The organism is Pseudomonas sp. SK3(2021), assembly GCF_016772375.1.
Taxonomy (GTDB): Bacteria; Pseudomonadota; Gammaproteobacteria; order Pseudomonadales; family Pseudomonadaceae; genus Aquipseudomonas; species Aquipseudomonas chlororaphis_I.
Map to the genome: position 1 here is coordinate 1,304,697 of NZ_CP061943.1, position 23,563 is coordinate 1,328,259.

22 protein-coding genes and 1 pseudogene are annotated in these 23,563 nt (G+C 64.2%); 12 read left to right on the forward strand and 11 right to left on the reverse strand.

Translation table 11 applies throughout. The features are described from left to right. Positions 1–87: 87 nt before the first annotated feature. Entirely contained in the window at positions 88–1,464 is a 1,377-nt protein-coding gene (locus tag IF690_RS05815; protein WP_202699220.1) for an L-serine ammonia-lyase, read from the reverse strand. Positions 1,465–1,599: 135 nt separating this feature from the next. Between IF690_RS05815 and IF690_RS05820 the strand changes: the two genes are divergently transcribed. Further along, positions 1,600–2,547 carry a LysR substrate-binding domain-containing protein gene (locus IF690_RS05820; protein ID WP_023969654.1) on the forward strand — a complete coding sequence of 316 codons (948 nt, stop codon included), beginning with the start codon at positions 1,600–1,602 and terminating at the stop codon, positions 2,545–2,547. A gap of 212 nt (positions 2,548–2,759) precedes the next feature. Continuing rightward, positions 2,760–3,167, forward strand: coding sequence for an HPF/RaiA family ribosome-associated protein (locus IF690_RS05825; protein WP_202699221.1), 408 nt, complete (start codon positions 2,760–2,762; stop codon positions 3,165–3,167). A gap of 212 nt (positions 3,168–3,379) precedes the next feature. On the opposite strand, the pseudogene IF690_RS05830 reads toward IF690_RS05825, so the two are convergent. After that, a pseudogene (locus tag IF690_RS05830) lies at positions 3,380–3,897 on the reverse strand (TonB-dependent receptor domain-containing protein); the annotation flags it as partial. 145 nt (positions 3,898–4,042) lie between these two features. Here IF690_RS05830 and IF690_RS05835 point away from each other — a divergent pair. The 4 genes from IF690_RS05835 (at position 4,043) to dacB (ending at position 7,833) form a co-directional block, all read left to right on the forward strand. Then, entirely contained in the window at positions 4,043–4,348 is a 306-nt protein-coding gene (locus IF690_RS05835) for a DUF3649 domain-containing protein (protein ID WP_202699222.1), read from the forward strand. Then, on the forward strand, positions 4,345–5,919 hold the full coding sequence (locus tag IF690_RS05840) for a PepSY-associated TM helix domain-containing protein (protein ID WP_202699223.1): 1,575 nt from the start codon (positions 4,345–4,347) through the stop codon (positions 5,917–5,919). The genes IF690_RS05835 and IF690_RS05840 overlap by 4 nt, the downstream gene beginning before the upstream one ends. After that, positions 5,920–6,243 carry a DUF3325 domain-containing protein gene (locus IF690_RS05845; protein ID WP_202699224.1) on the forward strand — a complete coding sequence of 108 codons (324 nt, stop codon included), beginning with the start codon at positions 5,920–5,922 and terminating at the stop codon, positions 6,241–6,243. It abuts the gene before it with no gap. 141 nt (positions 6,244–6,384) lie between these two features. Then, positions 6,385–7,833 carry a D-alanyl-D-alanine carboxypeptidase/D-alanyl-D-alanine endopeptidase gene (gene dacB, locus IF690_RS05850; RefSeq protein ID WP_202699225.1) on the forward strand — a complete coding sequence of 483 codons (1,449 nt, stop codon included), beginning with the start codon at positions 6,385–6,387 and terminating at the stop codon, positions 7,831–7,833. Between the two features lie 159 nt (positions 7,834–7,992). Here the strand turns inward: dacB and IF690_RS05855 are convergent, their stop codons facing one another. Further along, positions 7,993–8,868, reverse strand: a complete 876-nt coding sequence (locus IF690_RS05855) for a helix-turn-helix domain-containing protein (protein ID WP_202699226.1) — start codon at positions 8,866–8,868, stop codon at positions 7,993–7,995. Positions 8,869–9,153: 285 nt separating this feature from the next. Between IF690_RS05855 and IF690_RS05860 the strand changes: the two genes are divergently transcribed. Further along, positions 9,154–10,053 (forward strand): DMT family transporter, encoded by a 900-nt coding sequence (locus IF690_RS05860; RefSeq protein WP_202699227.1) that lies wholly within the window; start codon positions 9,154–9,156, stop codon positions 10,051–10,053. A 146-nt stretch (positions 10,054–10,199) separates the two neighbouring features. Here the strand turns inward: IF690_RS05860 and IF690_RS05865 are convergent, their stop codons facing one another. Together IF690_RS05865 and IF690_RS05870 are read right to left on the reverse strand one after the other, a co-directional pair. Continuing rightward, on the reverse strand, positions 10,200–11,174 hold the full coding sequence (locus IF690_RS05865) for a 2-hydroxyacid dehydrogenase (protein ID WP_202699228.1): 975 nt from the start codon (positions 11,172–11,174) through the stop codon (positions 10,200–10,202). A 200-nt stretch (positions 11,175–11,374) separates the two neighbouring features. After that, positions 11,375–12,343: a LysR family transcriptional regulator gene (locus tag IF690_RS05870; protein ID WP_202699229.1), complete on the reverse strand. Its 969-nt coding sequence runs from the start codon at positions 12,341–12,343 to the stop codon at positions 11,375–11,377. Positions 12,344–12,606: 263 nt separating this feature from the next. Here IF690_RS05870 and IF690_RS05875 point away from each other — a divergent pair, with 263 nt between their 5' ends. The 4 genes from IF690_RS05875 to IF690_RS05890 are packed head-to-tail and all read left to right on the forward strand — an operon-like array spanning position 12,607 to position 17,411. Next, positions 12,607–14,118 carry an efflux transporter outer membrane subunit gene (locus tag IF690_RS05875; RefSeq protein ID WP_202699230.1) on the forward strand — a complete coding sequence of 504 codons (1,512 nt, stop codon included), beginning with the start codon at positions 12,607–12,609 and terminating at the stop codon, positions 14,116–14,118. A 24-nt stretch (positions 14,119–14,142) separates the two neighbouring features. Continuing rightward, the gene (locus IF690_RS05880) at positions 14,143–16,350 is read left to right on the forward strand and encodes an FUSC family protein (protein WP_202699231.1); all 2,208 of its coding nucleotides are present in this window, start codon (positions 14,143–14,145) and stop codon (positions 16,348–16,350) included. Continuing rightward, positions 16,340–16,540: a DUF1656 domain-containing protein gene (locus tag IF690_RS05885; RefSeq protein ID WP_007930063.1), complete on the forward strand. Its 201-nt coding sequence runs from the start codon at positions 16,340–16,342 to the stop codon at positions 16,538–16,540. Before IF690_RS05880 ends, IF690_RS05885 begins: the two co-directional genes overlap by 11 nt. A gap of 10 nt (positions 16,541–16,550) precedes the next feature. Then, positions 16,551–17,411, forward strand: coding sequence for an efflux RND transporter periplasmic adaptor subunit (locus IF690_RS05890; RefSeq protein WP_202699232.1), 861 nt, complete (start codon positions 16,551–16,553; stop codon positions 17,409–17,411). A gap of 64 nt (positions 17,412–17,475) precedes the next feature. Here the strand turns inward: IF690_RS05890 and IF690_RS05895 are convergent, their stop codons facing one another. The 4 genes from IF690_RS05895 to IF690_RS29110 all read right to left on the reverse strand — a co-directional run bounded on the left by IF690_RS05895 (position 17,476) and on the right by IF690_RS29110 (position 20,721). Then, the gene (locus tag IF690_RS05895) at positions 17,476–18,498 is read right to left on the reverse strand and encodes an SEL1-like repeat protein (RefSeq protein WP_252189532.1); all 1,023 of its coding nucleotides are present in this window, start codon (positions 18,496–18,498) and stop codon (positions 17,476–17,478) included. A gap of 264 nt (positions 18,499–18,762) precedes the next feature. Next, on the reverse strand, positions 18,763–19,587 hold the full coding sequence (locus IF690_RS05900; RefSeq protein WP_202699234.1) for an SDR family oxidoreductase: 825 nt from the start codon (positions 19,585–19,587) through the stop codon (positions 18,763–18,765). A gap of 34 nt (positions 19,588–19,621) precedes the next feature. Then, positions 19,622–20,086 (reverse strand): multidrug transporter, encoded by a 465-nt coding sequence (locus tag IF690_RS05905; RefSeq protein ID WP_202699235.1) that lies wholly within the window; start codon positions 20,084–20,086, stop codon positions 19,622–19,624. Between the two features lie 503 nt (positions 20,087–20,589). Continuing rightward, complete coding sequence (locus IF690_RS29110; RefSeq protein ID WP_286673836.1) at positions 20,590–20,721, reverse strand: hypothetical protein; 132 nt, start codon at positions 20,719–20,721, stop codon at positions 20,590–20,592. On the opposite strand from IF690_RS29110, the gene IF690_RS05915 reads away from it, so the two are divergent. Continuing rightward, on the forward strand, positions 20,720–21,400 hold the full coding sequence (locus IF690_RS05915; protein WP_202699236.1) for an Imm52 family immunity protein: 681 nt from the start codon (positions 20,720–20,722) through the stop codon (positions 21,398–21,400). The genes IF690_RS29110 and IF690_RS05915 overlap by 2 nt on opposite strands. A 117-nt stretch (positions 21,401–21,517) precedes the next feature. On the opposite strand, the gene IF690_RS05920 is transcribed toward IF690_RS05915, so the two are convergent. Both IF690_RS05920 and IF690_RS05925 read right to left on the reverse strand, forming a co-directional pair. Further along, entirely contained in the window at positions 21,518–21,913 is a 396-nt protein-coding gene (locus tag IF690_RS05920) for a hypothetical protein (protein WP_202699237.1), read from the reverse strand. 459 nt (positions 21,914–22,372) lie between these two features. Beyond that, positions 22,373–23,344, reverse strand: a complete 972-nt coding sequence (locus IF690_RS05925) for a hypothetical protein (protein WP_202701308.1) — start codon at positions 23,342–23,344, stop codon at positions 22,373–22,375. Positions 23,345–23,563 lie beyond the last annotated feature (219 nt).

Here is a 23,563-nt window from a genome sequence, read left to right on the forward strand (position 1 = left end):
AGCATTCCGATCGGACTCGGGCACGAGCCTGTTTTTAACGCAGTATTGCGAGCGCAGTAGTTTTCATACGGCCTGGGGGAATGCGCCTCAGCACTCCACCCAGCTCACGGCCAGGCCGCCCCGTGAAGTTTCTTTGTATTTGTCGTGCATATCGGCGCCGGTATCGCGCATGGTGCGGATCACCCGGTCCAGGGAAATGAAGTGCTGGCCGTCGCCGCGCAGGGCCATCTGGGTGGCGTTGATCGCCTTCACCGCGGCGATCGCGTTGCGCTCGATGCAGGGCACCTGCACCAGGCCGCCGACCGGGTCGCAGGTCAGGCCGAGGTTATGTTCCAGGCCGATTTCCGCGGCGTTCTCCAGCTGTTCCGGCGTCGCCCCAAGCACCTCGGCCAGGCCCGCGGCGGCCATCGCGCAGGCGGAACCCACCTCGCCCTGGCAGCCGACTTCGGCACCGGAGATCGAGGCGTTTTTCTTGCAGAGGATGCCCACCGCGGCGGCGCCGAGGAAGAAATCGATCACGTCGTCGTCCGACGCTTCGGGGTTGAATTTCATGTAGTAATGCAGCACTGCCGGGATGATCCCGGCCGCGCCGTTGGTCGGTGCGGTGACCATGCGCCCGCCGGCGGCGTTCTCTTCATTGACCGCCAGGGCGAACAGATTGACCCACTCCATGGCCGACAGGGTCGAGCTGATGACGTTGGGCTTGCCGATTTCCAGCAGGTTGCGATGCAGCCTGGCGGCGCGGCGCGGCACATCCAGGCCGCCGGGCAGGGTGCCTTCGTGGCGCAGCCCCTGCTCGACGCATTCGCGCATCACCGCCCAGATGTGCAGCAGGCCGCTGCGGATTTCAGCGTCGCTGCGCCAGGCCCGTTCGTTGGCCATCATCAGTTCCGAGACCCGCAACTGATGCCGTTGGCACAGGGCCAGGAGTTCCACCGCGCTGTTGAAGTCGTAAGGCAGTTCGACGCTGTTGGCCGCGGGGGCGCCTTCGGCTGTTTCGGCTGCCTCGACGATAAAGCCGCCGCCCACCGAGTAGTAGGTCTGTTGCCACAGCAAACCGTCCGCGCCGAAGGCCGAAAGCGACATGGCATTGGGGTGGTAGGGCAGGCTTTCGTCGAGCAGCAACAGGTCGCGGTGCCAGTCGAAGGCGATGGTCGAGCGACCGCCGAGGCTCAGCTCGCCGCTTTCGCGCAGTTGCTGGATGCGTGGGCCGATGCTGCGCGGGTCGATGCTGTCGGGCCATTCGCCCATCAGGCCCATGACGCAGGCGCGGTCGGTGGCATGGCCGACGCCGGTGGCGGACAGCGAGCCGTACAGGCGGATTTCCACCCGCTGCACCTGCGCCTGCAAACCTTGCTCGAACAGCCCCTGGGCGAAGGTCGCGGCGGCGCGCATCGGGCCGACGGTGTGGGAGCTGGACGGGCCGATACCGACTTTGAAGAGATCGAAAACACTGATAGCCATGCTAAAGCCTTACAAGCAATGGAAGAGAAATCGCTGCCATTTTTTGTAGGCCGAGCGTCAGGTCGGCGATACTGCCTGGCTCGGTCAAGACTGACCAACGAATTTTCCTAAGACAGCCTTTAGCAGGACTAAACGATGAGTCGTCAGTTTCATGCCCAGACCTACGTCTGGCTGCATGTGTTTTCCTGTGCCGCGCGGCACTTGTCGTTCACCCGTTGCGCGGAAGAACTGCACATCACTCCGGGGGCGGTCAGCCAGCAGATCCGCCTGCTGGAAGAGCGGCTCGGCTTTCGCCTGTTTCACCGCCGCGCCCGTGGGGTGGAACTGAGTGCCGAGGGGCAAAGGCTGGCGATCACGGTGAACGAGGCCTATGGCAGCATCGACGCCGAACTGCGGCGGCTGGATGCCGGGATGATCAGCGGCACCCTGCGCCTGCGTTCGATCCCGTCGTTTCTCGGCAAATGGCTGACCCCGCGTTTGCCCAGATTGCAGCAGCGTTTCCCGGACATTCAGCTGCGGCTGGTGGCCGAGGACAGCAGCGTGGCCTTGCATGAGGGCGATTTCGACCTGGCCATCGACCTTAACGACGGCAGTTATCCGGGATTGTTATCCACAGCCCTGCTGGATGAGCAGATCTTTCCGGTCTGTGCCCCGGGCCTGTTGCGCGGACGACCGCCGCTGCACGGTCCGGCGGACCTGGTGCATTTCCCGTTGCTGCATGACATCACCGCCTGGCGCGGCAGCTATGAGTACGCGGAGTGGGAGTTCTATCTCAATGCCATCGGCTTCGAGGGCGCGGATGTGCGGCGCGGGCACACCTTCAATCGCAACCACCTGACCATCGAGGCGGCGATCGCCGGGATGGGGGTGGCGATTGCCCGGCGCACCCTGCTCAACGATGAGCTGGAACGCGGCACCCTGATCGTGCCGTTCGGCCTCGCGGTGCCCAATCACAAGCGTTATGTGCTGCTGTATGCGCCGGGTGCGCTGAGCCATCCGGGGGTGCGCGCGGTGCACGACTGGCTGGTGGAGGAGGCGGGGATTTTTCGCAGCCAGCACCCTCTGGGAGAGGGGCAGTTGTGAGTGAAAAAGGCCAGGGGCAGGGGCGACCCAACTCCCGACATTAACAGCGCTTTTGCTCCTTGTCCGGCTTTATTTGCGAATAGATATTTATCTTTTTTAAGGGGTTGAATTGTTCTGTGCTCTGCCCAACTCTGTAACCAAGAGGCCGCAAAAAGTACGCCCTCAGGGGCACGCGGGTCCTCTCGCGAGCTAGCTGAAATAAGGGAAGAACTATGCAAATCCAGGTCAATAGCGATAACCATATTCAAAGCAGCATCCGACTGGAGGAGTGGGTACGTACTACCATTGAGAGCACGCTCGAACGCTACGAGGAGGACCTGACCCGAGTCGAGGTTCACCTGCGGGACGAGAACGGCGACAAGCCCGGTCCCCACGATTTGCGCTGCCAGCTGGAGGCGCGGCCAAAAGGCCATCAACCGATTTCCGTGACCCACAAAGCCGAATCCCTGGAACTGGCCATCGAAGGAGCGGCCACCAAGCTGGAGAGTTCCCTGGAACACCTGTTCGGCCGGTTGCGCAACAAGCGCACCGCGGCAGTGCCAAGCGCCCGCGCCGGTCAGGCCGACGCCTTGCTTGAAGAGGAATTCCTGGAGAACGAACAGGCCGCGCTCAATAGCTGACGGCTGCAGTACCCAACAAAGAAGCACCTGACCAAAAGGGCCTGCACTTGCAGGCCCTTTTTTGTGCGCCGCGTTTCTGCAGGCGCGAGCGGGTGGCGATCCGACTTGCCGGCGATACAGGCGTCACGGTGTGTCAGGCCTGACGCCATCGCGAGCAAGCTCTGCTCCTACGGACGCAGGAAGATACGCGGCTTGCCGGCGATGGCCGTGGATCAGAACGCCACGGACGTCTGTACGTACAGGGTCCGTGGTTCGCCCACGTACTTGCCTTTGTTGTTGTCGTCGAACGAGCGGGTGAAGTACTGGTGGTTGAAGATGTTCTTCACCCCGACCGCCACGTTCAGGTCCGACAGTTGCGGGCCGAAGTCGTAGGAGGCGCGGCTGCTGAACAGCATGTGGCCGGGAATTCGCCCGGTACTGCCGTCGGCGCTTTCGGCAGAGGTGTTGGCGTTGTCGGCGAACTGGCTGCTCTGGTAGCTGCTGTCGACGTTCAGCTTCCACGGGCCTTCGGTGTAACCGATGCCGAGGGTGCCTTTGTGCTTGGACGAGAACGGCACGCGGTTGCCCTTGTTCGGCCCGTCTTCACGAATGCTGGCCTGGCATAAACATCGAAACCGGCCAGCGCCGGGCTCAGGCTGTCCAGCGCGTAATGGACGCTGGCCTCGATGCCCTGGTGGCGGGTTTCGCCACGGGCGATCACCGAGTCGTTGGTCTGCTTGCTGTCGTACTGTCGGCAATCAACCCGGATCGGTGGAAGATCCCGCTGTGGCTCAGTGAGTTTTTGCACATGAGAATATTTATCATTAATATTGCGCCAACTTGAGCCCGGGTAGGGGATTCCCTGCGCCGGGCGGTCCTGGTTTCAAGGTCGAAACATGAAAAGCAAAGTTGCCGCGATCCCCTTTTCCTATCGTCTGGCCGTGATGTCGCGGGTGCTGGCCGCGGTATTCGGCGGTTACCTGCTGGCGGCGTTGTCCAGCGTCTGCCTGACCCTGCTACTCCCCGTCTCCCGCACCGATGCGGTGGTCAGCGGCATGATGACCTCCTTCCTGTTCTATCTGGTGGCGGTGCTCTGGTGCTTTGCCTGCCGCACGGCCTGGCAGGCCTGGCTCGGTTTGCTGCTGCCGGCGCTGGGGCTGGCGGCGATTTCTGCGTGGGTGCAGGGGATGAATCTCTCATGAAGGAGGGATTTCGCCAGTCCATGGCCTGGCTGCACACCTGGGCCGGACTGGTATTCGGCTGGCTGCTGCTGGCGATTTTCCTGACCGGCACCCTGGCCTACTTCAAGGACGAAATCAGCCACTGGATGCAGCCCGAAGTGCCGTCGCGCTCGGTCAGCAATGAAACCAGCCTGATCCTCGCCCAGAGTTATCTGCAGCAGCACGCCCAGGGCGCCTCGCGCTGGTTCATCAACCTGCCCGATGCCCGTGAGCCGGGGCTGTCGGTGATGTGGCAGTTCCCGGGCAAGCCTGGCGAGCGCGGTGCCTTCAGCCAGAAGCTGCTGGACCCGGCCACCGGCGCCGAGCTGCAGGCCCGCGATACCCGTGGCGGCGAGTTCTTCTACCGCTTTCATTTCCAGTTACAGATGCCCCATCCGTGGGGCCGCTGGCTGTCCACCGCGGCGGCCATGCTGATGTTCGTCGCCTTGATCAGCGGCATCATCACCCACAAGAAAATCTTCAAGGACTTCTTCACCTTCCGCCCCCGCAAGGGCCAGCGCTCCTGGCTCGACGGGCACAATGCGGTGGGCGTGCTGGTGCTGCCGTTCCACCTGATGATCACCTACAGCAGCCTGGTGATCTTCATGTCGATGGTCATGCCGGCGAGCATCCTGGCCACCTACGGCAACGACACCCGGGCGTATTTCAACGAGGTGTTTCCCGCCAGTAAAACCGCCCCGGCCGCGGGCAAGCCGGCGCACCTGGTGCAACTCGAACCGCTGCTGGAGCAGGCCCGCGAACAGTGGCCGGGCGGCCGCGTGGGGCGGATCACGGTGAACAATCCGGGGGACGCCAACGCCTCGGTGAATGTCATGCGCCATGGTGGCGACCAGGTGGTCCGCGACTTTGGCAATGTGGTCACGTTCGACGGGGTCAGCGGCAAGCTGTTGCAGGTATCGCCGCCGCAATCGACGGCCCTGGCCATCAACGGCAGTTTTTACGGGCTGCACATGGGCCTCTTCGCCGGGCCGTTGCTGCGCTGGCTGTACTTTATCTGCGGCCTGGCCGCCACCGCGATGATCGGCACCGGGTTGGTGATCTGGCTGGGCAAGCGCCAGCTCAAGCATGCCAAGGGTGGAGTGACGCCCTTCGAGCTGCGTCTGGTGGAGGTACTGAACATCGCCAGCATGTCCGGCCTGGTGCTGGCCGTCGCTGCCTTCTTCTGGGCCAACCGCCTGTTGCCGGTGAGCCTTGCCGAGCGGGCGGGCTGGGAAGTGAATAGCTTCTTTATCGTCTGGGGCCTGAGCCTGCTGCACGCCGCGCTGCGCCGCGGACGCAAGGCCTGGGTCGAGCAGTTGGGCCTGGCGGCGCTGCTGCTGGCCAGCGTGCCACTGCTCGATGCGCTGACGATGCCCGATGTGCTGGATGGTTTCCTGGTGCATGGCGACTGGGTCCGCGCCGGCTTCGACCTGACCTGCCTGGCGGCGGGGCTGTTCCTGGCCTGGGGGGCCTGGAAGATGTCGCGTCCTGTCGCCCAGCCTGCCGTTGCCGCCCGCCCGCGACGGGCCGTCCTTGAAACCGAGGTGAACTGAATGCTCCTGGCGCTGCTGCTGTGTTACCCCGGTTTTGCCGGCTTGTGCCTGTCGATGGAGCGTCATTACGCTGAACTCCTGGGCTACAAACCCACGGCCGGTCGCCGCGCTGGCTTACGCCTTGTTGGCTGGCTGCTGCTGGCCGGCGCGCTGTGGGCGGCGATCGCGGCGGCCGGTTGGAGTCTGGGCCTGGTGCAATGGTGCGCGGCCTTGATGCTCAGCGCCTTGTCGCTGGTGCTGTTGCTGCCGTATCAACCGCGTCTGGCGTTGCTGGCGGCCGGGCTGGGGCTGCTGGTCAGCCCACTGGTGGCGTTGGCGCAATGAGCGCTCAGCAGCGCCCGGCCTGAGGGCCGGCTTCGATTGTTCATTGACACACCCCCCTCGCCAATCGTTATCTGGGCCCCCGCCGCAGCGGCTGCAAGGTTGTCGGCGCGGGTTCGAGGTCATCAAGGAAATACGTTTTTCATGGGTTCAGCACATCGTTTTTACACTCGCGGGCTGGGGTTGTTCCTGGCCCTGTCGCTGGCGGCTTGCGCCAGCCATCCTGGCGCCCGCTATGCCGCCAACCTGGACCAGGTCCTGGCCGACCCGGCGCTCCAGGGCGCCACGGTATCGCTGACGGTGCGCGATGCCGAGAGCGGCGCGGCCTTGTATCAGCACAACCCCGACAGCCGCCTGATCCCGGCTTCGAGCCTCAAGCTGCTGACCACCGCCGCCGCGCTGGACGTCCTCGGCCCCGACTACCGTTTCGCCACCGAGGTGCTGGGCGACGGCGCCCGGCAGGGCCAGCGCCTGCAGGGCAATCTCTACCTGCGCGGTTCTGGCGATCCGAGCATGCAGGCCGCGGACTACCGGGAGCTGGCAGCGGCGGTGGCGCGCACCGGCATTCGTCAGGTCGCGGGCGACCTGGTGCTCGACGACACCGCCTTCGATGACCAGCGGCTCGGCGTCGACTGGGCCAGCGACGATGAAAGCCTGTATTACGCGGCGCAGATTTCCGCCCTCAATATTTCCCCCAACGACGACTTTGACGCCGGCAGCGTACTGGTATCGGTCACGGCGCCGGCGATGCCGGGAGCGCCGCTGGCGGTTCGCGTCAGCCCGGAAAACCGGCTGATGAGCCTGCGCAATCAGGGCCGGGTCGCAACGACGGACAGCCTGCAGGTCGGCCGTGAGCATGGCAGCAACCTGCTGCTGGTCAGCGGCGCCTTGCCGCCCGGGCAGTCGCGGCGCCATTGGGTCAGTGTGTGGGAACCGACCCGGCTGGTGGCGGATGTGTTCCAACAAGCGCTGGCCGAGCAGGGCGTGACCGTGCAGGGCCAGGTGCGCATCGGCCAGCCCACGGCGCCCGCCGCCCGGGTGCTGGCCAGCCACTCGTCGATGCCGCTGGCGGGTTTGATCACGCCGCTGCTCAAGCTGTCGAACAACAACATGTCGGAAGTGCTGCTCAAGGCCATGGGCCGCAAGAGCGCCAATGCCGGCACCGCCGCTGCCGGGGTGGCGGCCATCGAGGGCTTCCTGCGGCGCCAGGGCCTGAGCCCGCAAGGGCTGGTGCAGGTGGACGGTTCGGGGCTGTCGCGGCGCAACCAGATTTCCAGCCAGTGCCTCAGCGAGCTGTTGCTGGTGGCGCGCAAGCAGCCCTGGTTCGCCATCTGGTACGCAGCGCTGCCGGTGGCCGGCGATGCCCAGCGCATGACCGGCGGCACCCTGCGTTATCGCCTGCAAGGCACCGCGGCTGTGGATAACCTGCATGCCAAGACCGGCTCGATGCAGGGCGTGTCGTCGCTGTCCGGGTATCTGCGCGCGGCCGATGGCCGCCGGTTGGTGCTGGTGATGCTGTCGAATAACTACCGGGCCGACGGCGCGCACATCAAGGCCCTGGAAGATCGGGTGACGCAGGTGCTGTTGCAATAAGGCTCGAATGGCGCGGTTTGCCTGATGCACCGCTATCGCGGGCAATCGAGCGTCGACCGGCCCCTCCTACAGAAGATGAACACTGCTTCTGTAGGAGGGGCCGGGCGGCGATCCGACTTGCTCGCGATGAAGGCGACACGGTGTAACTGGCGGCCGTACTCAGCCAAGAAACGCCTGGCGATATTCCCCGGGCGTGCCACCTAGGGCCTGGCGAAAGCGATTGGTGAAGTGGCTGGCGCTGGCGAAGCCGCAGGCCAGGGCAATCTCGCCCAGAGGCAGGCGGGTACTGCGCAGCAGGTCGCGGGCATGCTTCAGGCGTCGCGCCAGCAGGTATTGGTGGGGCGGCAGGCCGAAGCTTGCGCGGAACATCCGCGCAAAGTGGTACTCCGACAAGGCGCAGCGCGCGGCCAGCTGCCCGAGGCTGAGCGGTTCGGCCAGCTGGCTGTCGATGTACTCCACCAGTTGCCGACGCTGGTGCGCCGCCAGCCCGCCCTTGAGGCGCAGGCCCTGGCGCTGGCCGACCTGGGTCAGCAGGGCGTGGCTGAGCATCTCGTGGGCCAGGCTGCTGGTCAGCAGGCGCTCGCCGGGCTCACTCCAGTTCATCCGGATCAGTTGCCGAAAACGCCTGGCCTGCTGGGGATCGTCGAGGAAGGTATTTTCCTGCAACTGCAGCTCGCGGGGTTCGCGGTCCAGCAGGGTCACGCAGCCCAGGGCAAATTGTTCCGGGCTGAAATACAGGTGGGCCAGGCGGATCTCGCCGTTGATCACCCAGGCCGAACGGTGCTCGGCGGGCAGGATGCACAGCTTGTCCGGGCCGCCCTTGGTTCCCGGCTGGCCACGGCGAAAGGTCCCGGTGCCGCCGGCGATGTAGCACGACAGGGTGTGATGGCTCGGCGCTTCGTAGTCCTGGGCGTCGTGATGGTTGCTCCACAAGGCCGCGGCCAGGCCGTCACCGAGCTCGGCGCTGTGCTCCAGGCGAGCATTGGGCGAGCGGTTCAGGGCTTGAAAGACTTGCAGGGTTTCCAGGGTAGACATGGTTTTGATTCGATAAAGGGTGGCACGTTGTAGCCGCTGCCGCAGGCTGCGATCGGCTCCGCAGGAGACGCGCTTTTGAGATCGCAAGAAGGTCCTGCGGGTCGAGCGCGAGCCCGGCCTATCGCAGCCTTCGGCAGCGGCTACAGGAGCGAAGTCAGATGTTTCGCATCCTACTCCGTAGCGCTTCGGCTGCCAGCCCGGCAAGCGATAAAAGCGCAAGTTTATGCAAGCGCGCCGGCAGGGGCTGGCCTGAGACTGGGTTGCCCTGTACAGGAGTCCCACGCCATGAACCTCTCGCTTTATCTGCTCACCGTCCTGATCTGGGGCACCACCTGGATCGCCCTCAAGTTGCAGCTGGGGGTGGTGGCGATTCCGGTGTCCATCGTCTATCGCTTCGCCCTGGCGGCCCTGGTGCTGTTCGTCATGCTGCTGCTCAGCCGCAAGCTGCAAGTGATGAACCGTCGCGGGCACCTGATCTGCCTGGCCCAGGGGCTGTGCCTGTTCTGTATCAACTTCATGTGTTTCCTGCACGCCAGCCAATGGATTCCCAGCGGCCTGGTGGCGGTGGTGTTTTCCACGGCGACCCTGTGGAACGCCCTGAATGCCCGGGTGTTCTTTGCCCAGAAGATCGCTCGCAACGTCCTGCTGGGCGGGGCGCTGGGGCTGCTGGGGCTGGGCCTGCTGTTCTGGCCGGAACTGGCGGGCCATAGTGCCAGCCCGCAGACCCTGCTCGGCCTGGGCCTGGCGCTGTTGGGCACCTTGTGTTTCTCGGCGGGCAACATGCTTTCCAGCCTGCAACAGAAGGCCGGCCTCAAGCCCCTGACCACCAACGCCTGGGGCATGGCCTATGGCGCGGCGATGCTGGCGGCTTATTGCCTGGTCAAGGGCATCCCTTTCGATATGGAGTGGAACGCGCGCTACCTTGGCTCCTTGCTGTATCTGGTGATCCCGGGTTCGGTGATCGGTTTCACCGCCTACCTGACCCTGGTCGGCCGCATGGGCCCGGAGCGGGCGGCCTACTGCACCGTGCTGTTCCCGGTGGTGGCGCTGAATGTCTCGGCCTTCGCCGAAGGTTACCAATGGACCGCCCCGGCGCTGGCCGGGCTGGCCCTGGTGATGCTGGGCAACGTGCTGGTGTTTCGCAAGCCCAAGCCCATCGCGATTGGCCCAGGCAAGTTGGCCTGAGCCACTTGCCCCTAACTGTAGGAGCGAGCTTGCTCGCGATAGGTATGGCGCGGTGTGTCTGATTCGCCGCCATCGCGAGCAAGCTCGCTCCTACAGGTTTTGTGGTGTTTCTGCAGGAGCGAGTGGGCGTCTGCGTTACGCAGGTTTCAGCCTTTCCATACCTGCGGGTTGACCAGGTCCTGCGGGCGCTCGCCGAGCAGGGCGCTGCGCAGGTTGGCCAGGGCGCGGTTGGCCATGGCGTCGCGGGTTTCATGGGTCGCCGAGCCGATGTGCGGCAGGGTCACGGCGTTTTTCAGCTGGAACAGTGGCGACTCGGCCAGCGGCTCCTTCTCGTAGACGTCCAGGCCGGCCCCGCGAATCGTGCCGTTCTGCAGGGCTTGGATCAGCGCCGGCTCATCCACCACCGGGCCGCGGGAGATGTTCACCAGGATCGCGCCTGGCTTCATCAGCGCCAGTTCGCGGTGGCTGATCAGGTGCCTGGTCTTTTCGCTCAACGGCACCACCAGGCAGACGAAATCCGCTTCGGCCAGCAACTGCTCGAGGCTGCGCAACTGCGCGCCCAGTTCCTGTTCCAGGGCGGTCTTGCGGCTGTTGCCGCTGTAGATCACCGGCATGTTGAAGCCCAGGCGACCGCGGCGGGCGATGGCCGCGCCGATATTGCCCATGCCGACTATCCCCAGGGTCTTGCCATGCACATCGCAACCGAACAGTGGTGCGCCGACGCTGGCCTGCCAGTGCCCGGCCTTGGTCCAGGCGTCCAGTTCGGCGACGCGCCGGGCGCTGCTCATCAGCAGGGCGAAGGCCAGGTCGGCGGTGCTTTCGGTGAGCACGTCCGGGGTGTTGGTGAGCATGATCCCGCGTTCGTTGAAGTAGGCCAGGTCATAGTTGTCGTAACCCACCGAGACACTGGAGACCACTTGCAGCTGGCTGGCGTTTTCCAGCTGCGCGCGGCCCAGCTTGCGACCGACGCCAATCAGGCCGTGGGCGTGGGGCAGGGCCTCGTTGAATTGCGCGCCGATATCGCCCAGCTTGGGGTTGGGCACTATCACCTCGAAGTCCTGGCGCAGGCGCTCGATCATGTCCGCAGTGATGCGGCTGAAGGCAAGTACGGTCTTTTTCATCGCGGGAAAGCTCGTCAGGCGGAGGAGAATGCCAAGCAAGCTAACATTCCCGGGGCGTTTTTTGTAGCCGCTGCCGCAGGCTGCGATCGGCTCCGCAGGAGACGTGCTCTTGAGATCGCAGGAGGTCCTGCGGACCTTTCGCAGCCTGCGGCAGCGGCTACAGGGATGGGGAAGCATGACCAAGCCCCGAAGGACTTGGCTCAGGTGGTCAGGCGCACGCCGCCGAAGCCGCCGCTCAGTTCATAGGCCGCCAGCTCCGCCTGATGGGCGGCGAGAATCTCCGGCAGGGTGTTGCGCAGGTACTCGACCCAGGTCTTGATCTTGGCGTCCAGGTACTGGCGCGACGGGTAGATGGCGTACAGGTTCAGTTCCTGGGAGCGGTACTTGGGCATGACCCGCACCAGGGTGCCGTTACGCAGGCCCTCGATGGCCGCGTACACCGGCAGCACGCCCAGGCCCATGCCGCTGGTGATCGCGGTTTTCAGCGCGTCGGCGGAGTTCACCAGGAACGGCGAGCCGTTGAGGGTGACCCCTTCCTGGCCCTCGGGGCCGTCGAACAGCCACTTGTCCAGGGCGATCACCGGGCTCACCAGGCGCAGGCAGGCATGGTTCGACAGGTCGCTGGGGCTGCTCGGGCAGCCATTGGCTTTCACGTAGGCCGGCGAGGCGCAGACGATGCTGTAGGTGATGCCCAGGCGCTGGGAGACGAAACCCGAGTCCGGCAGTTCGCTGGCCAGCACGATGGACACGTCGTAACCCTCGTCCAGCAGGTCCGGCACGCGGTTGGCCAGGGTCAGGTCGAAGGTCACGTCCGGGTGCGACTTGCGGTACCGGGCGATGGCGTCGATCACATAGTGCTGGCCGATGCCGGTCATGGTGTGCACTTTCAACTGGCCGGACGGGCGCGCGTGGGCGTCGCTGGCTTCGGCTTCGGCTTCTTCGACGTAGGCCAGGATCTGCTCGCAGCGCAGCAGGTAGCGCTTGCCGGCCTCCGTGAGGGCGATGCGGCGAGTGGTGCGGTTGAGCAAGCGGGTTTGCAGATGGGCCTCCAGATTGGAGACCGCGCGCGAGATGTTGGCCGTGGTGGTGTCGAGCTGGACGGCGGCGGCGGTGAAGCTGCCGGCTTCGGCGACACAGCTGAAGGCGCGCATGTTTTGCAAAGTGTCCATGGGATGCTCTCTCGGGAGATGGCAAATTGTGACACGAAGTAACGGATTGTTGGCTATTCCACCAAGGGATTATCGCGCGAACGGTAATAAAGATTCACAGGAATCCCGGCTTATCGCCGTAAAGCCCGCCGCCTAGAATTGCGCGATCTGTAGGAGCGAGCTTGCTCGCGAGGCGCCATCCCTGACACAGCGCGTTGTCTGGATCGCGAGCAAGCTCGCTCCTGCAGGGATCCGTGTTCTCCCTCTTTCAGGAATTCGCAGCAGTGCCGCGTCGCATCAGCAGAGAGCTGAAGACTCTCAGTGTTTGGGCTTTATCGTTAGCCATCAGCGGCTGCATCGGAACCGGGGGCATTGCCCCACAGGGCAAGGCACTACCGGCCAATACACTGGCCACCGACGAGGCGATCCAGAGCGCCGCGCGCGACGCCCGCTGGCCCGCCGCCCAGTGGTGGCAGGCCTATGGCGATGCGCAGTTGAACCAGTGGGTGAACCTGGCCGTGCAGGGCAGCCCGAGCATGGCCATGGCCGCCGCCCGGGTGCGCCAGGCGCGTGCCATGGCCGGCATCGCCGAGTCGGCCGAGTCGCTGCAGATCAAGGGCGACGCCACCCTCAAGCGCCACAACTGGCCCACCGACCCGTTCTACGGTCCGGGCGAGCTGGGCAACAGCACCACCTGGGACAACAACGCCGCGCTCGGCTTCAGCTACGCCCTCGACCTCTGGGGCCGGGAAAGCAATGCCAGCGAGCGCGCCGTGGACCTGGCGCACATGAGCGCCGCCGAGGCGCGCCTGGCCCAGCTGGAACTGCAGAACAATGTCGTGCGCGCCTATATCCGGCTGTCGCTGCAATACGCCCAGCGCGACATCGTCCTGGCCACCCTGAAGCAGCAGGAGCAGATTCTCGAACTGGCGCAAAAGCGCCTGGCCGGCGGTATCGGCACTCACTTCGAAGTCAGCCAGGCGCAGACCCCGCTGCCGGAAACCCATCGCCAGCTGGATGCCCTGGACGAAGAAATCGCCTTGGGCCGCAACCAGATCGCCGCCCTCGCCGGCAAGGGACCGGGGGCGGGCGCGCAGTTGCAGCGGCCGAGCCTGTCCCTGGCCGCGCCGCTGAAACTGCCGTCGGCGCTGCCCGCCGAACTGCTCGGCCAGCGCCCGGACGTGGTCGCCAGCCGCTGGCAGGTGGCGGCCCAGGCGCGCGGCATCGATGTCGCCCATGCCGGCTTCTACCCCAATGTCGACCTGGTGGGCAGCCTCGGCTACATGGCCACCGGCGGCGGGGCGCTGGAGTTCCTCACCGGCAAGAAGCTCAACTACAACGTCGGCCCGGCCATCAGCCTGCCGATCTTCGACGGCGGCCGCCTGCGCGCCGAGCTGGGCGAGGCCGCGGCCGGCTATGACATCGCCGTGGCCCACTACAACCAGACCCTGGTCGACGCCCTGAAGAACATCTCCGACCAGTTGATCCGCCGCGCGTCCATGGACAAGCAGGCCGAGTTCGCCGCCGAGTCGGTGGCGTCGGCGCGGAAGACCTACGACATCGCCATGGTTGCCTTCCAGCGTGGCCTCACCGACTACCTCAATGTGCTCAATGCCCAGGGCACGCTGCTGCGCCAGCAGCAGGTCCAGCAGCGGGTCCAGGCCGCGCGCCTGAGCGCCCATGCCGAGCTGGTGACGGCCCTGGGCGGCGGCCTGGAGGCAGGGCGGGATGTGCCCGAGGACAGCCGGACCGTTCCGAGCAAGACCCCGGCGGCACTCGCCATCTTTGACCATTAACAGCCGATCACCGAGAAGGTTGTCATGACTCCCTTGCCTGCACCCTTGCGCTGGCTGTACTCCCTTGAATGGCGCCGGGGTTTCTTCGACTGGGCACGCAGCGACGGCGTGACCTGGGTCTATATCTTCAAGGTCCTGGCCGCCGCGTTCCTCACCCTGTGGCTGGCCATGCGCCTGGAACTGCCGCAACCGCGCACGGCGATGATCACCGTGTTCATCGTCATGCAGCCGCAGAGCGGCCAGGTGTTCGCCAAGAGCTTCTATCGCTTTCTCGGCACCCTCGCCGGGTCGGCGGTGATGGTGGCGCTGATCGCCCTGTTCGCCCAGAACACCGAACTGTTCCTCGGTTCGCTGGCTATCTGGGTCGGCATCTGCTCGGCCGGCGCCGCCCGTTATCGCAACTTCCGCGCCTACGGCTTCGTGCTCGCCGGCTACACCGCGGCGATGGTCGGCCTGCCGGCCCTGGCCCATCCGGACGGGGCCTTTATGGCGGCGGTATGGCGGGTGCTGGAGATCTCCCTGGGGATTCTCTGCTCTACCCTGGTCAGCGCCGCGATCCTGCCACAGACCGCCAGCGCGGCGATGCGCAATGCCTTGTACCAGCGCTTCGGGGTGTTCGCCCTGTTCGTCACCGACGGTTTGCGCGGCCGCAGCCAGCGCGATGCGTTCGAGAGCGGCAACGTGCGCTTCATCGCCGAAGCGGTGGGCCTGGAAGGCCTGCGCAGCGTCACGGTGTTCGAGGACCCGCACATGCGCCGGCGCAATGGCCGCCTGAGCCGTTTGAACAGCGAGTTCATGGGCATCACCACCCGTTTCAATGCCCTGCACCAGTTGCTCGAACGCCTGCGCAGCAGCGCCGCCGAGTATGTGCTGGCGGCGACCAAGCCGGGTTTGCAGGACCTTGCCGAACTGCTGGACGGTTTCTCCGGCCGCGCCCTGACCAGCCCCGATGCCGCGCGCCTGGCCGAGCAACTGGCGAGCTACAAGGCCGAGCTGCCGGCGCGGGTGCGCAGCATGCGCGCGCTGTTCCAGGAGCACGAGCCGAGCGATGCCGAGCAGCTGGATTTCCACACCGCCTATGAGCTGCTCTATCGCTTCGTCGACGAGCTGCACAGCTATGCCCAGACCCACGCCTCCCTGGCCGAGCATAGCCACGAGCGCGAGCGCTGGGACGAGCCCTTCACCCCGCAGACCAACTGGCTGGCCTCGGCCGCCTCGGGGATCCGCGCCTCGTTCATCCTGATCGTGCTCGGCAGTTACTGGGTCGCCACCGCCTGGCCCAGCGGCGCCACCATGACCCTGATCGCGGCGGCCACCGTTGGCCTCTCGGCGGCGACGCCGAACCCGAAACGCATGGCCTTCCAGATGGCCTGCGGCACCTTGGTCGGGGCCGTGGTCGGCTTCGTCGAGATGTTCTTCGTGTTCCCCTGGATCGACGGTTTTCCACTGCTGTGCGTGATGCTGGCGCCGGTGATCGTGCTCGGTTCGTTCCTTGCTTCACGCCCGCAGTACGCCGGCGTGGGCCTGGGGCTGCTGATCTTCTTCAGCACCGGTTCGGTGCCGGACAACCTGACCGTCTACAACCCCTACGCCTTCATCAACGACTACATCGCCATGATCATGGGCATGCTGGTCTGTGCCGCCGCCGGGGCGATCATCCTGCCGCCCAACAGCCGCTGGTTGTGGCGCCGCCTGGAGCAGGACCTGCGCGGCCAGGTGGTGTACGCCATCAGTGGCAAGCTCAAGGGCCTGGCGTCGAGCTTCGAAAGCCGCACCCGCGACCTGCTGCACCAGGCCTATGGCCTGGCGGCGGGGCAGCCGCAGGTGCAGCGCGAGCTGCTGCGCTGGATGTTCGTGGTGCTGGAGGTGGGGCACGCCATCATCGAGCTGCGCAAGGAACAGGCGATCCTCCCGGTGCACCCGGCCTACGCCGAATCCCAACCGTGGCGCCAGGCGATCCGGGTGATGGGCCGCTCGCTGGTGCGGCTGTTCCTGCAACCGGGCCAGAGCAACCTTGCGCGCGCGCTGGTCGCGGTCGATCACGCGATCAGCCGGGTCCAGGCCAGCGACGAACCCTTCGCCCCGCACTTCGATACCTCGGTCTTGCGCCGGGTGAAGAGCTACCTGCACTTCATCCGCACCTCATTGCTCGACCCGCAATCGCCGCTGGCCGCCTATGCCGTGCCGCCAGCCGTACAGGCCCCGCCCCAAGGACTTGAACATGCCTCGTGAAATCGCCTTCCACGGCGTGTACATGCCGACCATGACCCTGATGTTCTTCATCGCCGCGGCCCTGGCCTGGGCCCTGGACCGCTTCATCTCGGGTTATGACCTGTACCGCTTTTTCTGGCACCCGGCGCTGCTGCGCCTGAGCCTGTTCTGCTGTCTGTTCGGCGCCATGGCGCTCACTGTCTATCGTTGAGAGTCCCACGATGAAAAAGTTTTTCAGCCTGCTCGCGACCCTGCTGGTGCTGGCCCTGGCCCTGTGGATCGGCCGCACCCTGTGGATGCATTACATGAACACGCCGTGGACCCGCGACGGTCGGGTGCGCGCCGACATCATCAACGTCGCCGCCGATGTCACCGGGGAAGTGGTGGACGTGCCGGTGCACGACAACCAGCTGGTGAAAAAGGGCGACCTGCTGATGCAGATCGACCCCGAGCACTACCAGATCGCGGTCAAGCAGGCGCAGTCGCTGGTGGCTTCGAGAAAGGCCACCTGGGAGATGCGCAAGGTCAATGCCCACCGCCGCGCCGACCTGGACAACCTGGTGATCTCCAAGGAAAACCGCGACGACGCCAGCAACATCGCCGACTCGGCCCTGGCCGACTACCAGCAGGCCCAGGCGCAACTGGAGGCCGCTGAGCTCAACCTCAAGCGCACCCAGGTACGCGCCGCGGTCGATGGCTACGTCACCAACCTCAACGTGCACCGCGGCGATTACGCACGCATCGGCGAGCCGAAGATGGCGGTGGTCGACAGGCATTCGTTCTGGGTCTACGGCTTCTTCGAAGAAACCAAGCTGCCCCATGTGCGCGTCGGCGATAAGGCCGATATGCAGCTGATGAGCGGCGAGGTGCTCAAGGGCCATGTGGAGAGTATTTCCCGCGGCATCTACGACCGCGACAACCCGGAAAGCCGCGAGCTGGTCGCCGACGTCAACCCGACCTTCAACTGGGTACGCCTGGCCCAGCGCGTGCCGGTGCGCATCCATATCGACGAAGTGCCGGAAGGCGTGCTGCTGGCGGCGGGGATTACCTGCACGGTGGTGGTCAAGCAGGGGGGCGAGTAACTCGCTCCCCTGTGTGGCGCAGCAGGGTTGTGGCGAGCAGGCCAACGCCTGGCCACAACCGTGTTTACCGGTAGGTTTTGTTGACGATCGACAGCGCCTGCTCGATGGTTTCCTCGACGGACAGTTCGTCGTCTTTCATCAGGGCGACGATTTTCTTGTCCTGCGCGATGTCCACGCCGGGCTTTTTCAGTTGGGCCTGGCGGTTGACCACGATGTAGCTCAGGACGTGGCCTCGGCCCTTGGCGAACGGCAGATCGATGGCTTTGTACATGCTTTGCTTGACGTAGTCGTAACGCTCGGCGGACGACAGGCCTTTAAAGGTGTCCGGGTAGTCCTGATAGATCTCGGCGGAGTAACGGCCGACGTCTTCTTCCCGCGCTTCGGCGTACATGGCTTGTTTGCTGGTGACCTGGCCGGAGAGTTCGGTGTAGCGCTGGTCACCGTCGGCGATCTGCGCGGGGCTCATCCTGGTTTTCAAGGCATCAGCCGCAGTGGTGTCGTCGGCCTTGGCCATGATTCGGGTCCAGGCATAGGCGGCGCTCAGGTTGCCCTGTTCTTCATACGTTTCGATCAGATCCTTCTGTGCTTCGGGGTAGCCGTGTAGTGACGAGCGTTCCAGCCAGCGCAGGGCCAGGGCCGTGTCCTTCGGGACGCTGGTATGGCCGTAGTTGTAGGCCTGGTACAGGCCGTATTCGGCGCACCAGTCGTTCTGCAACGCCGAGTAGGCCATGTAGTTGAAGGCCTCGATATTACGTTGTTCAACGGTTTTGCTTTCATCCTGACCGGCAATCATCGACAGGTAGCAAAAGGCGCGAGGGTGTTTCGGCGCGGCCATCACCATGCAGCTTTTCGCGGCGTCGAACTCCTGCTCGTCGTACAACCGGAAACCGATGCCGAACAGAATGTCGCTGTCCATCTGGGTATTGCACTGTTTGTTGTTGGCAACGGCCGGCAACACGCTTTGCAAGGTCAACTTGGGCAACGTGTCGTTGAGGGACGCTTGTTTGTCGGTGGCTTTATCGGATAGGGCAGTGCAGCCGGTCAGCAAGGCAACCAGTGCCAATGACGGCAAGTGGGAGAATTTCAAAAGAGGTTTCCTGATCTGCATGGAATGAAGCGTACGGGCAGGGGGCTCGCGTCAAGCAGGTCAACACAGTAGCGTCCGCTTCCAGGAGGAAAAACGGTCAGGGGGAGGGGGCGGAGCTGTTGCAGCAATTCCCTTGCTTCGGTGTGATGCCAGCGACTCCATGTTCCGTGGATTGCGCTATGGGGTGACCTGAAGCGCGGGGCGCGCTTCAGGTGCGGCGTATTCTACGTGGAAAGGCTGATTTGGCAATTTCACCGGCGTGAATCAAAGCGACCCGCGCAAGCCGAAGCGCTTCATCAAGGTCGATTCCAGCACCCCCTTGGGCAGCAATGCCGCGAGCAGTGGCAGTGCCCGGCTGCCGTTGCCGATCCGCACCAGACGCGGCGGCTTGTCCTGTTGCACGGCCCGAAGCAGCCCGGTGGCAAACTCGCTGGCTGGGGTCGGGTGGTCTTGCGAGGCCCTGGCCCGTGCGCGGATGCCTTCGCGCAATGGCCACCAGGGCGATTGTTCGGTGAGCAACTGCTCGGCTTGATGCCCGGCATTCTTGGCAAAGCTCGAGGCGATGGCCCCGGGCTGGACCTCCATCACGCGGATGCCGAACGGCGCCAGTTCCATGCGCAACGCATCGCTCAAGGCATGCACCGCCGCCTTGGAGGCGCAGTAGGCACCGGCAAAAGGCGTGACCAGGACGCCCGACACGCTGCCGACATTCACCACCAGCCCGCGGCTGCGGCGCAGCACCGGGAACAGCGCCCGGGTCACGCCGACCAGGGCGAACACATTGGTTTCGAACTGCCGCTGCATGGCCTCGACACCGCCATCCAGCAGCGGGCCCATGGCGCCGTAGCCGGCGTTGTTGATCAGCAGGTCGAGGCCGCCGTGTTGCCGGTTGATGCGCTCGCCCAGGGCGGCGAGCGCCGGCCCGTCGTTGACGTCCAGTTGCACGGCATCAAAGCCCGCCGCTTGCAGCGTGGCCACGTCCTCGGCCCTGCGGGCGGTGGGCAGGACGGTAAAGCCGGCGGCCTTGAAAGCATCCGCCAGGGCGCGGCCGATGCCGCTGGAACAACCGGTGATCAGCACAACGGGCATGGCGTGGTCCTTGGGCAAAAAGAGGGAAGGGGAATCAGTCGGAGAAACTACCCTGCAAGCGCTCGGCGCGAAACTCCAGGGTTTGCGGGCGATAGCCGGGGCGCAGCGGCGGCAGGGGCAGGCAGTCTTGCCAATTGGCGCCGGCCTGCAACTCGCCGGGGCCGCGATAACGCGGGGCGCTGTACTGGTTGTCGGCCAGGTTCACGGTGTCGCCCGGCGCGTAGGCGGCGACGCGCCAGCGCAGTTCGGTCAGCGGCACATCGTTGCCGTTGTTCAGCTTCAGCAGCAGCGGGCGATCCGCCGGGCAATGCTCGGGGGCATAGCTGATGCGCAACTCCAGGCGCGCCAGTTGCTGGGCTTCGCGGTTGTCCAGCCAGACCACCCACACCGCCACCAGGCCCAGGCCGACAGCGGCGGCCATGGACACCGGCAAGGCCTTGGCGGGGTAGCGGACCAGCAGGATCAGCCAGGTGATAACCAGCAGAACGCCGATGAACATGAGGGGAACCTCGGGAAAATAGTGCAGCCATCCTACCTAAGCGTAGGTGGGATTGGCCATGGTTGTGGTGGGCTGCACCCGCTTCCGTAGGAGCGAGGCTGCCCGCGATGGCGGTGGTGGTTTCGCTGCTTGTTTTGGACGGGGTACATATCCATTCCTGCGGTAACGGCCACTTAGGGTTCCGCCCTCACGGCGGGTCACTTTTTTTCAAACGCCGGAATGCCGACCCAGCAAAAAGTAACCAAAAAACGCTTGCCCCTGCGTACGGCCCTCGCTGCGCTCAGCTTCCCTCGCTCCGGCGTCCCGATGGGGCGGGTAGATCAAGATCAAAAGCCAAGGCCGGGCGCGACCTGCCGGTCGGCGCTAAACCTGTAGCCGCTGCCGAGCCCGCGAGGCTGCGATCGACTGCGCAGCAGGCGCAGGGGGCTTGAGACCGCTGGAGGACCTTCGGTCCTATCGCAGCCTCGCGGGCTCGGCAGCGGCTACAGGGGTTGAAGTGCTCGTCAGCTCAGGTATTGGCTGCCACGAATACGCCGGCCAAGCACGTCCAGCAGGTCGCAACCGTCACGCAGCAAGATGGCGCTGGCATGGGCAATTTGCGTGAGATCCGTGGCATCGGCGTCGCGAGTGTCCATGTGGCTCAGGCTTTCCATCAGTTGGGTCACCGCGAGGATGAAAAGGGCCGAGCGCTTTTTCAAAGGCCTTGGCGAGATTCATCCTCTGCTGCGGGACTGGTATCTGCAGGGCGGTTCCAGGGAGGAGTCGCTGCGCAAGCGGATCAATGACAACTTCGAGTACCTGCGTGAAGAGGCCCGGAGTAACCATAACGACGACTTCCCCACGAAATTGCAGTTTTCCGTGTGGAATGGCCTGGATGATCCCCTGAAGGGCGGGTTGGCCTTTCATTACAACGCACACGATATGGACTCCGTCGCCAGCATGCGCTTCGAGGATGGTAGGGCGCTCGTGGCCGCCATCCCTGATGTGAAACCGGTGGTGATTGGCATCATCCAGTTGGCCGTTGAACTGTGGCCTGAACTTGACTGGTGTGTACTGGCGCCCAAAGAGCACTATTTGCGCACCAAGGTGTTCAAGGACCGGCAGACCGTCGGCTGGGTCGGGTTTTGTCCACACGTGTTGCGGGCCGGGGATTTTCCGAGCGCCGACCAGCTCATCGACATTCCAAAACGCGGCACGCTGATCGTGAGTTGTCCACAGGTGATGGATGAGGGCAAACGGGCTGATGTCCAGCGAGTGGCGGAGATCGATATCAAGTTGGTGGAGCTGGGGTACTTGCCGCTGTTCATGAACTAGGTCGGTGGGCCTCGCCCGGGCACAAAAGAATCCCCCGTCCAGCCGGCTGCGGATAGGAACCACAGCCAGCTGGAAGGTGCTGCGACAGTGCTACTGCATCCGTATCCGCGCGCCACGTCAGTGCTTAGTCAGTTTCAACAGTGCATACATGATTGAGCCCCAAACCAGAAACACGACATCCATCCAGTTCCTGATGGTCAGCAGGCGCTGGAGATGGGGAGGGAAGTTGTCTATGTCTTCCGAGGAAAGAAAGCCCCGGCGAACCGCAGGGCCGGGCCAAAGCATCGATCCTCGAACGGCGGCTAACATTAGAAAATGCGTGAACCATCCCTCGTGAGGAAGGCTGTCGGTCCAGCGATAAAAGTGCTGGCTCCGCTGCAGGGCGTCCAGCATTTCTTTTAGGTAACGTCGACTCAGGTAGCAGCTGAACGAGAGGTTTATCACGCCCAGTAGAAGTGGGCTGGCGACCAGTACGAGACCTGACCATGAGTACCAAAAACTATTTCCCATCATGGTCGTGTTACCTCGTAAATAACTTCCCCTGATCTCTCCATACTCATCACCTGATATAGCTGTTGTGATGCCTTCAGCTATCAAGTTTCAAAAGTGTGTAAACAATTGCTGTCCATACGATCACAACGCCATCCAGAGTGTTTTTTACAGTCAGAAGGCGTTTCAGTCGTGGAGGAAAGTTGTGTACATCCTTGGCGCAAAGGAAGCCTCTGCGAACGCCTGCGTTAGGGAAGAGCATCATTCCTCGGACACTGATAAACATTAGGAAGTGCTCGAACCATCCCTCGTGCTGGAGCCTCTCAGTCCATCGATGAAAATAAGAACTCTCTCGCAACGCTTCCAACATCTCCCGCAGGTAGCGGCGGCTTAAGTAGTAGCTGAATGTAAGGCTTACGAGAGCTAGCAGAATCGGACAGAGGAGTAGTGCAAGAGCCATCCAGGAATACCAGAATTTCTCATCTACCATGGCTGCGTTCTCTCATAAATAATTTCCCCAATCCTCTCCCCAAGCACATCACCAGAGTCTGTTCCCAGCGATGCGCCTACACCTACCAAGGTCGCAATGCATAGCACCCCGCCAATCGCGGTAGAGGCGCCGAGCGCTGCACAAATAAGCCTGCTTCCTGCCATTCCAGCTTCAGTGCCAAATATTCCTCCCGCAGTCGTACCCATAAACTTCCCCGTCTCAGTAAACATCACCTTCCTGCAACTGTCCTTCCCCGACCCCGCCTGACAAACCTCCTGAATCCTCAACGCCGACGAAACCCCGCCAAGCGCAATGCCAATATACCCACCCGCCTGCATGTACTTCGCCGCGCGGCTGACGGCGTTCACGTGGGTGGCGTAGCCCGGGATCTGTCCGGGGGCGCCGGCTTTGTTCCAGTGGTGTACCAGGCTGCGGCTGGAGAGACCAAGGGCGGTTTTCAGTTTGGAGTGGTCGCCCAGGGGCGTGTAGCCGCGCAGGCGGGTGGAGTTCAGCAGTTGCGCGTCCAGCTGCGCCAGCAGGCGCCGGCGGCGGGCGAGGAACTCGGGGGATCTGAGGTGGCCGTGTTGGCGGTAGCTGTCCTGATGCAGGCGTTCCATGTCTTGCAGGGTCTCGCGTAGTTTGTCCAGGTGTTTGCCCAGCACCGAGGTGCCGATGCCCAGCCAGGTCGAGGCCTGGCTGGTGAAGCCGGCGATCTCGGCCTGATGGCGAACCATGAAGTCGGCGGCTTCGGGTGTCAGGGGGGCGAGGGCGATCCTGACCTGCTCGGCGGCGAGCATGAGTTGCGCTTCCTCGTAGGTGCAGGCCTGGTTGGCCGGATCGCTGAGCACGATCAGGCTGCCGGCCTTGACCGTAGCGCCAAGGCCCGGATTGAGCGACAGGTATTTGGCCAGGACGCCAGGCGAGGGGCTGTCGAACAGGCTGCGTTGCAGTTCGCTCAGCGGCATGCTCCGGGGCACGATGTAGAAGCCTGGGGCGACAGGTGTCGAGGGTTGGACCTGTGGTGGTTTCACCGGAGTGTCGAGGCCTTGCGGCGTGGTCAGTATCGAGGTGTTCTTTGTACGTGCGCCCGGCAGCGGTGGATTCGGGTTGGCAGGGCGCAGCACGCGAGGCATCGGGGTCGGTTCGCCACGGGAATCGGTGGTGTATTTGTTGCCGGAGGGTTG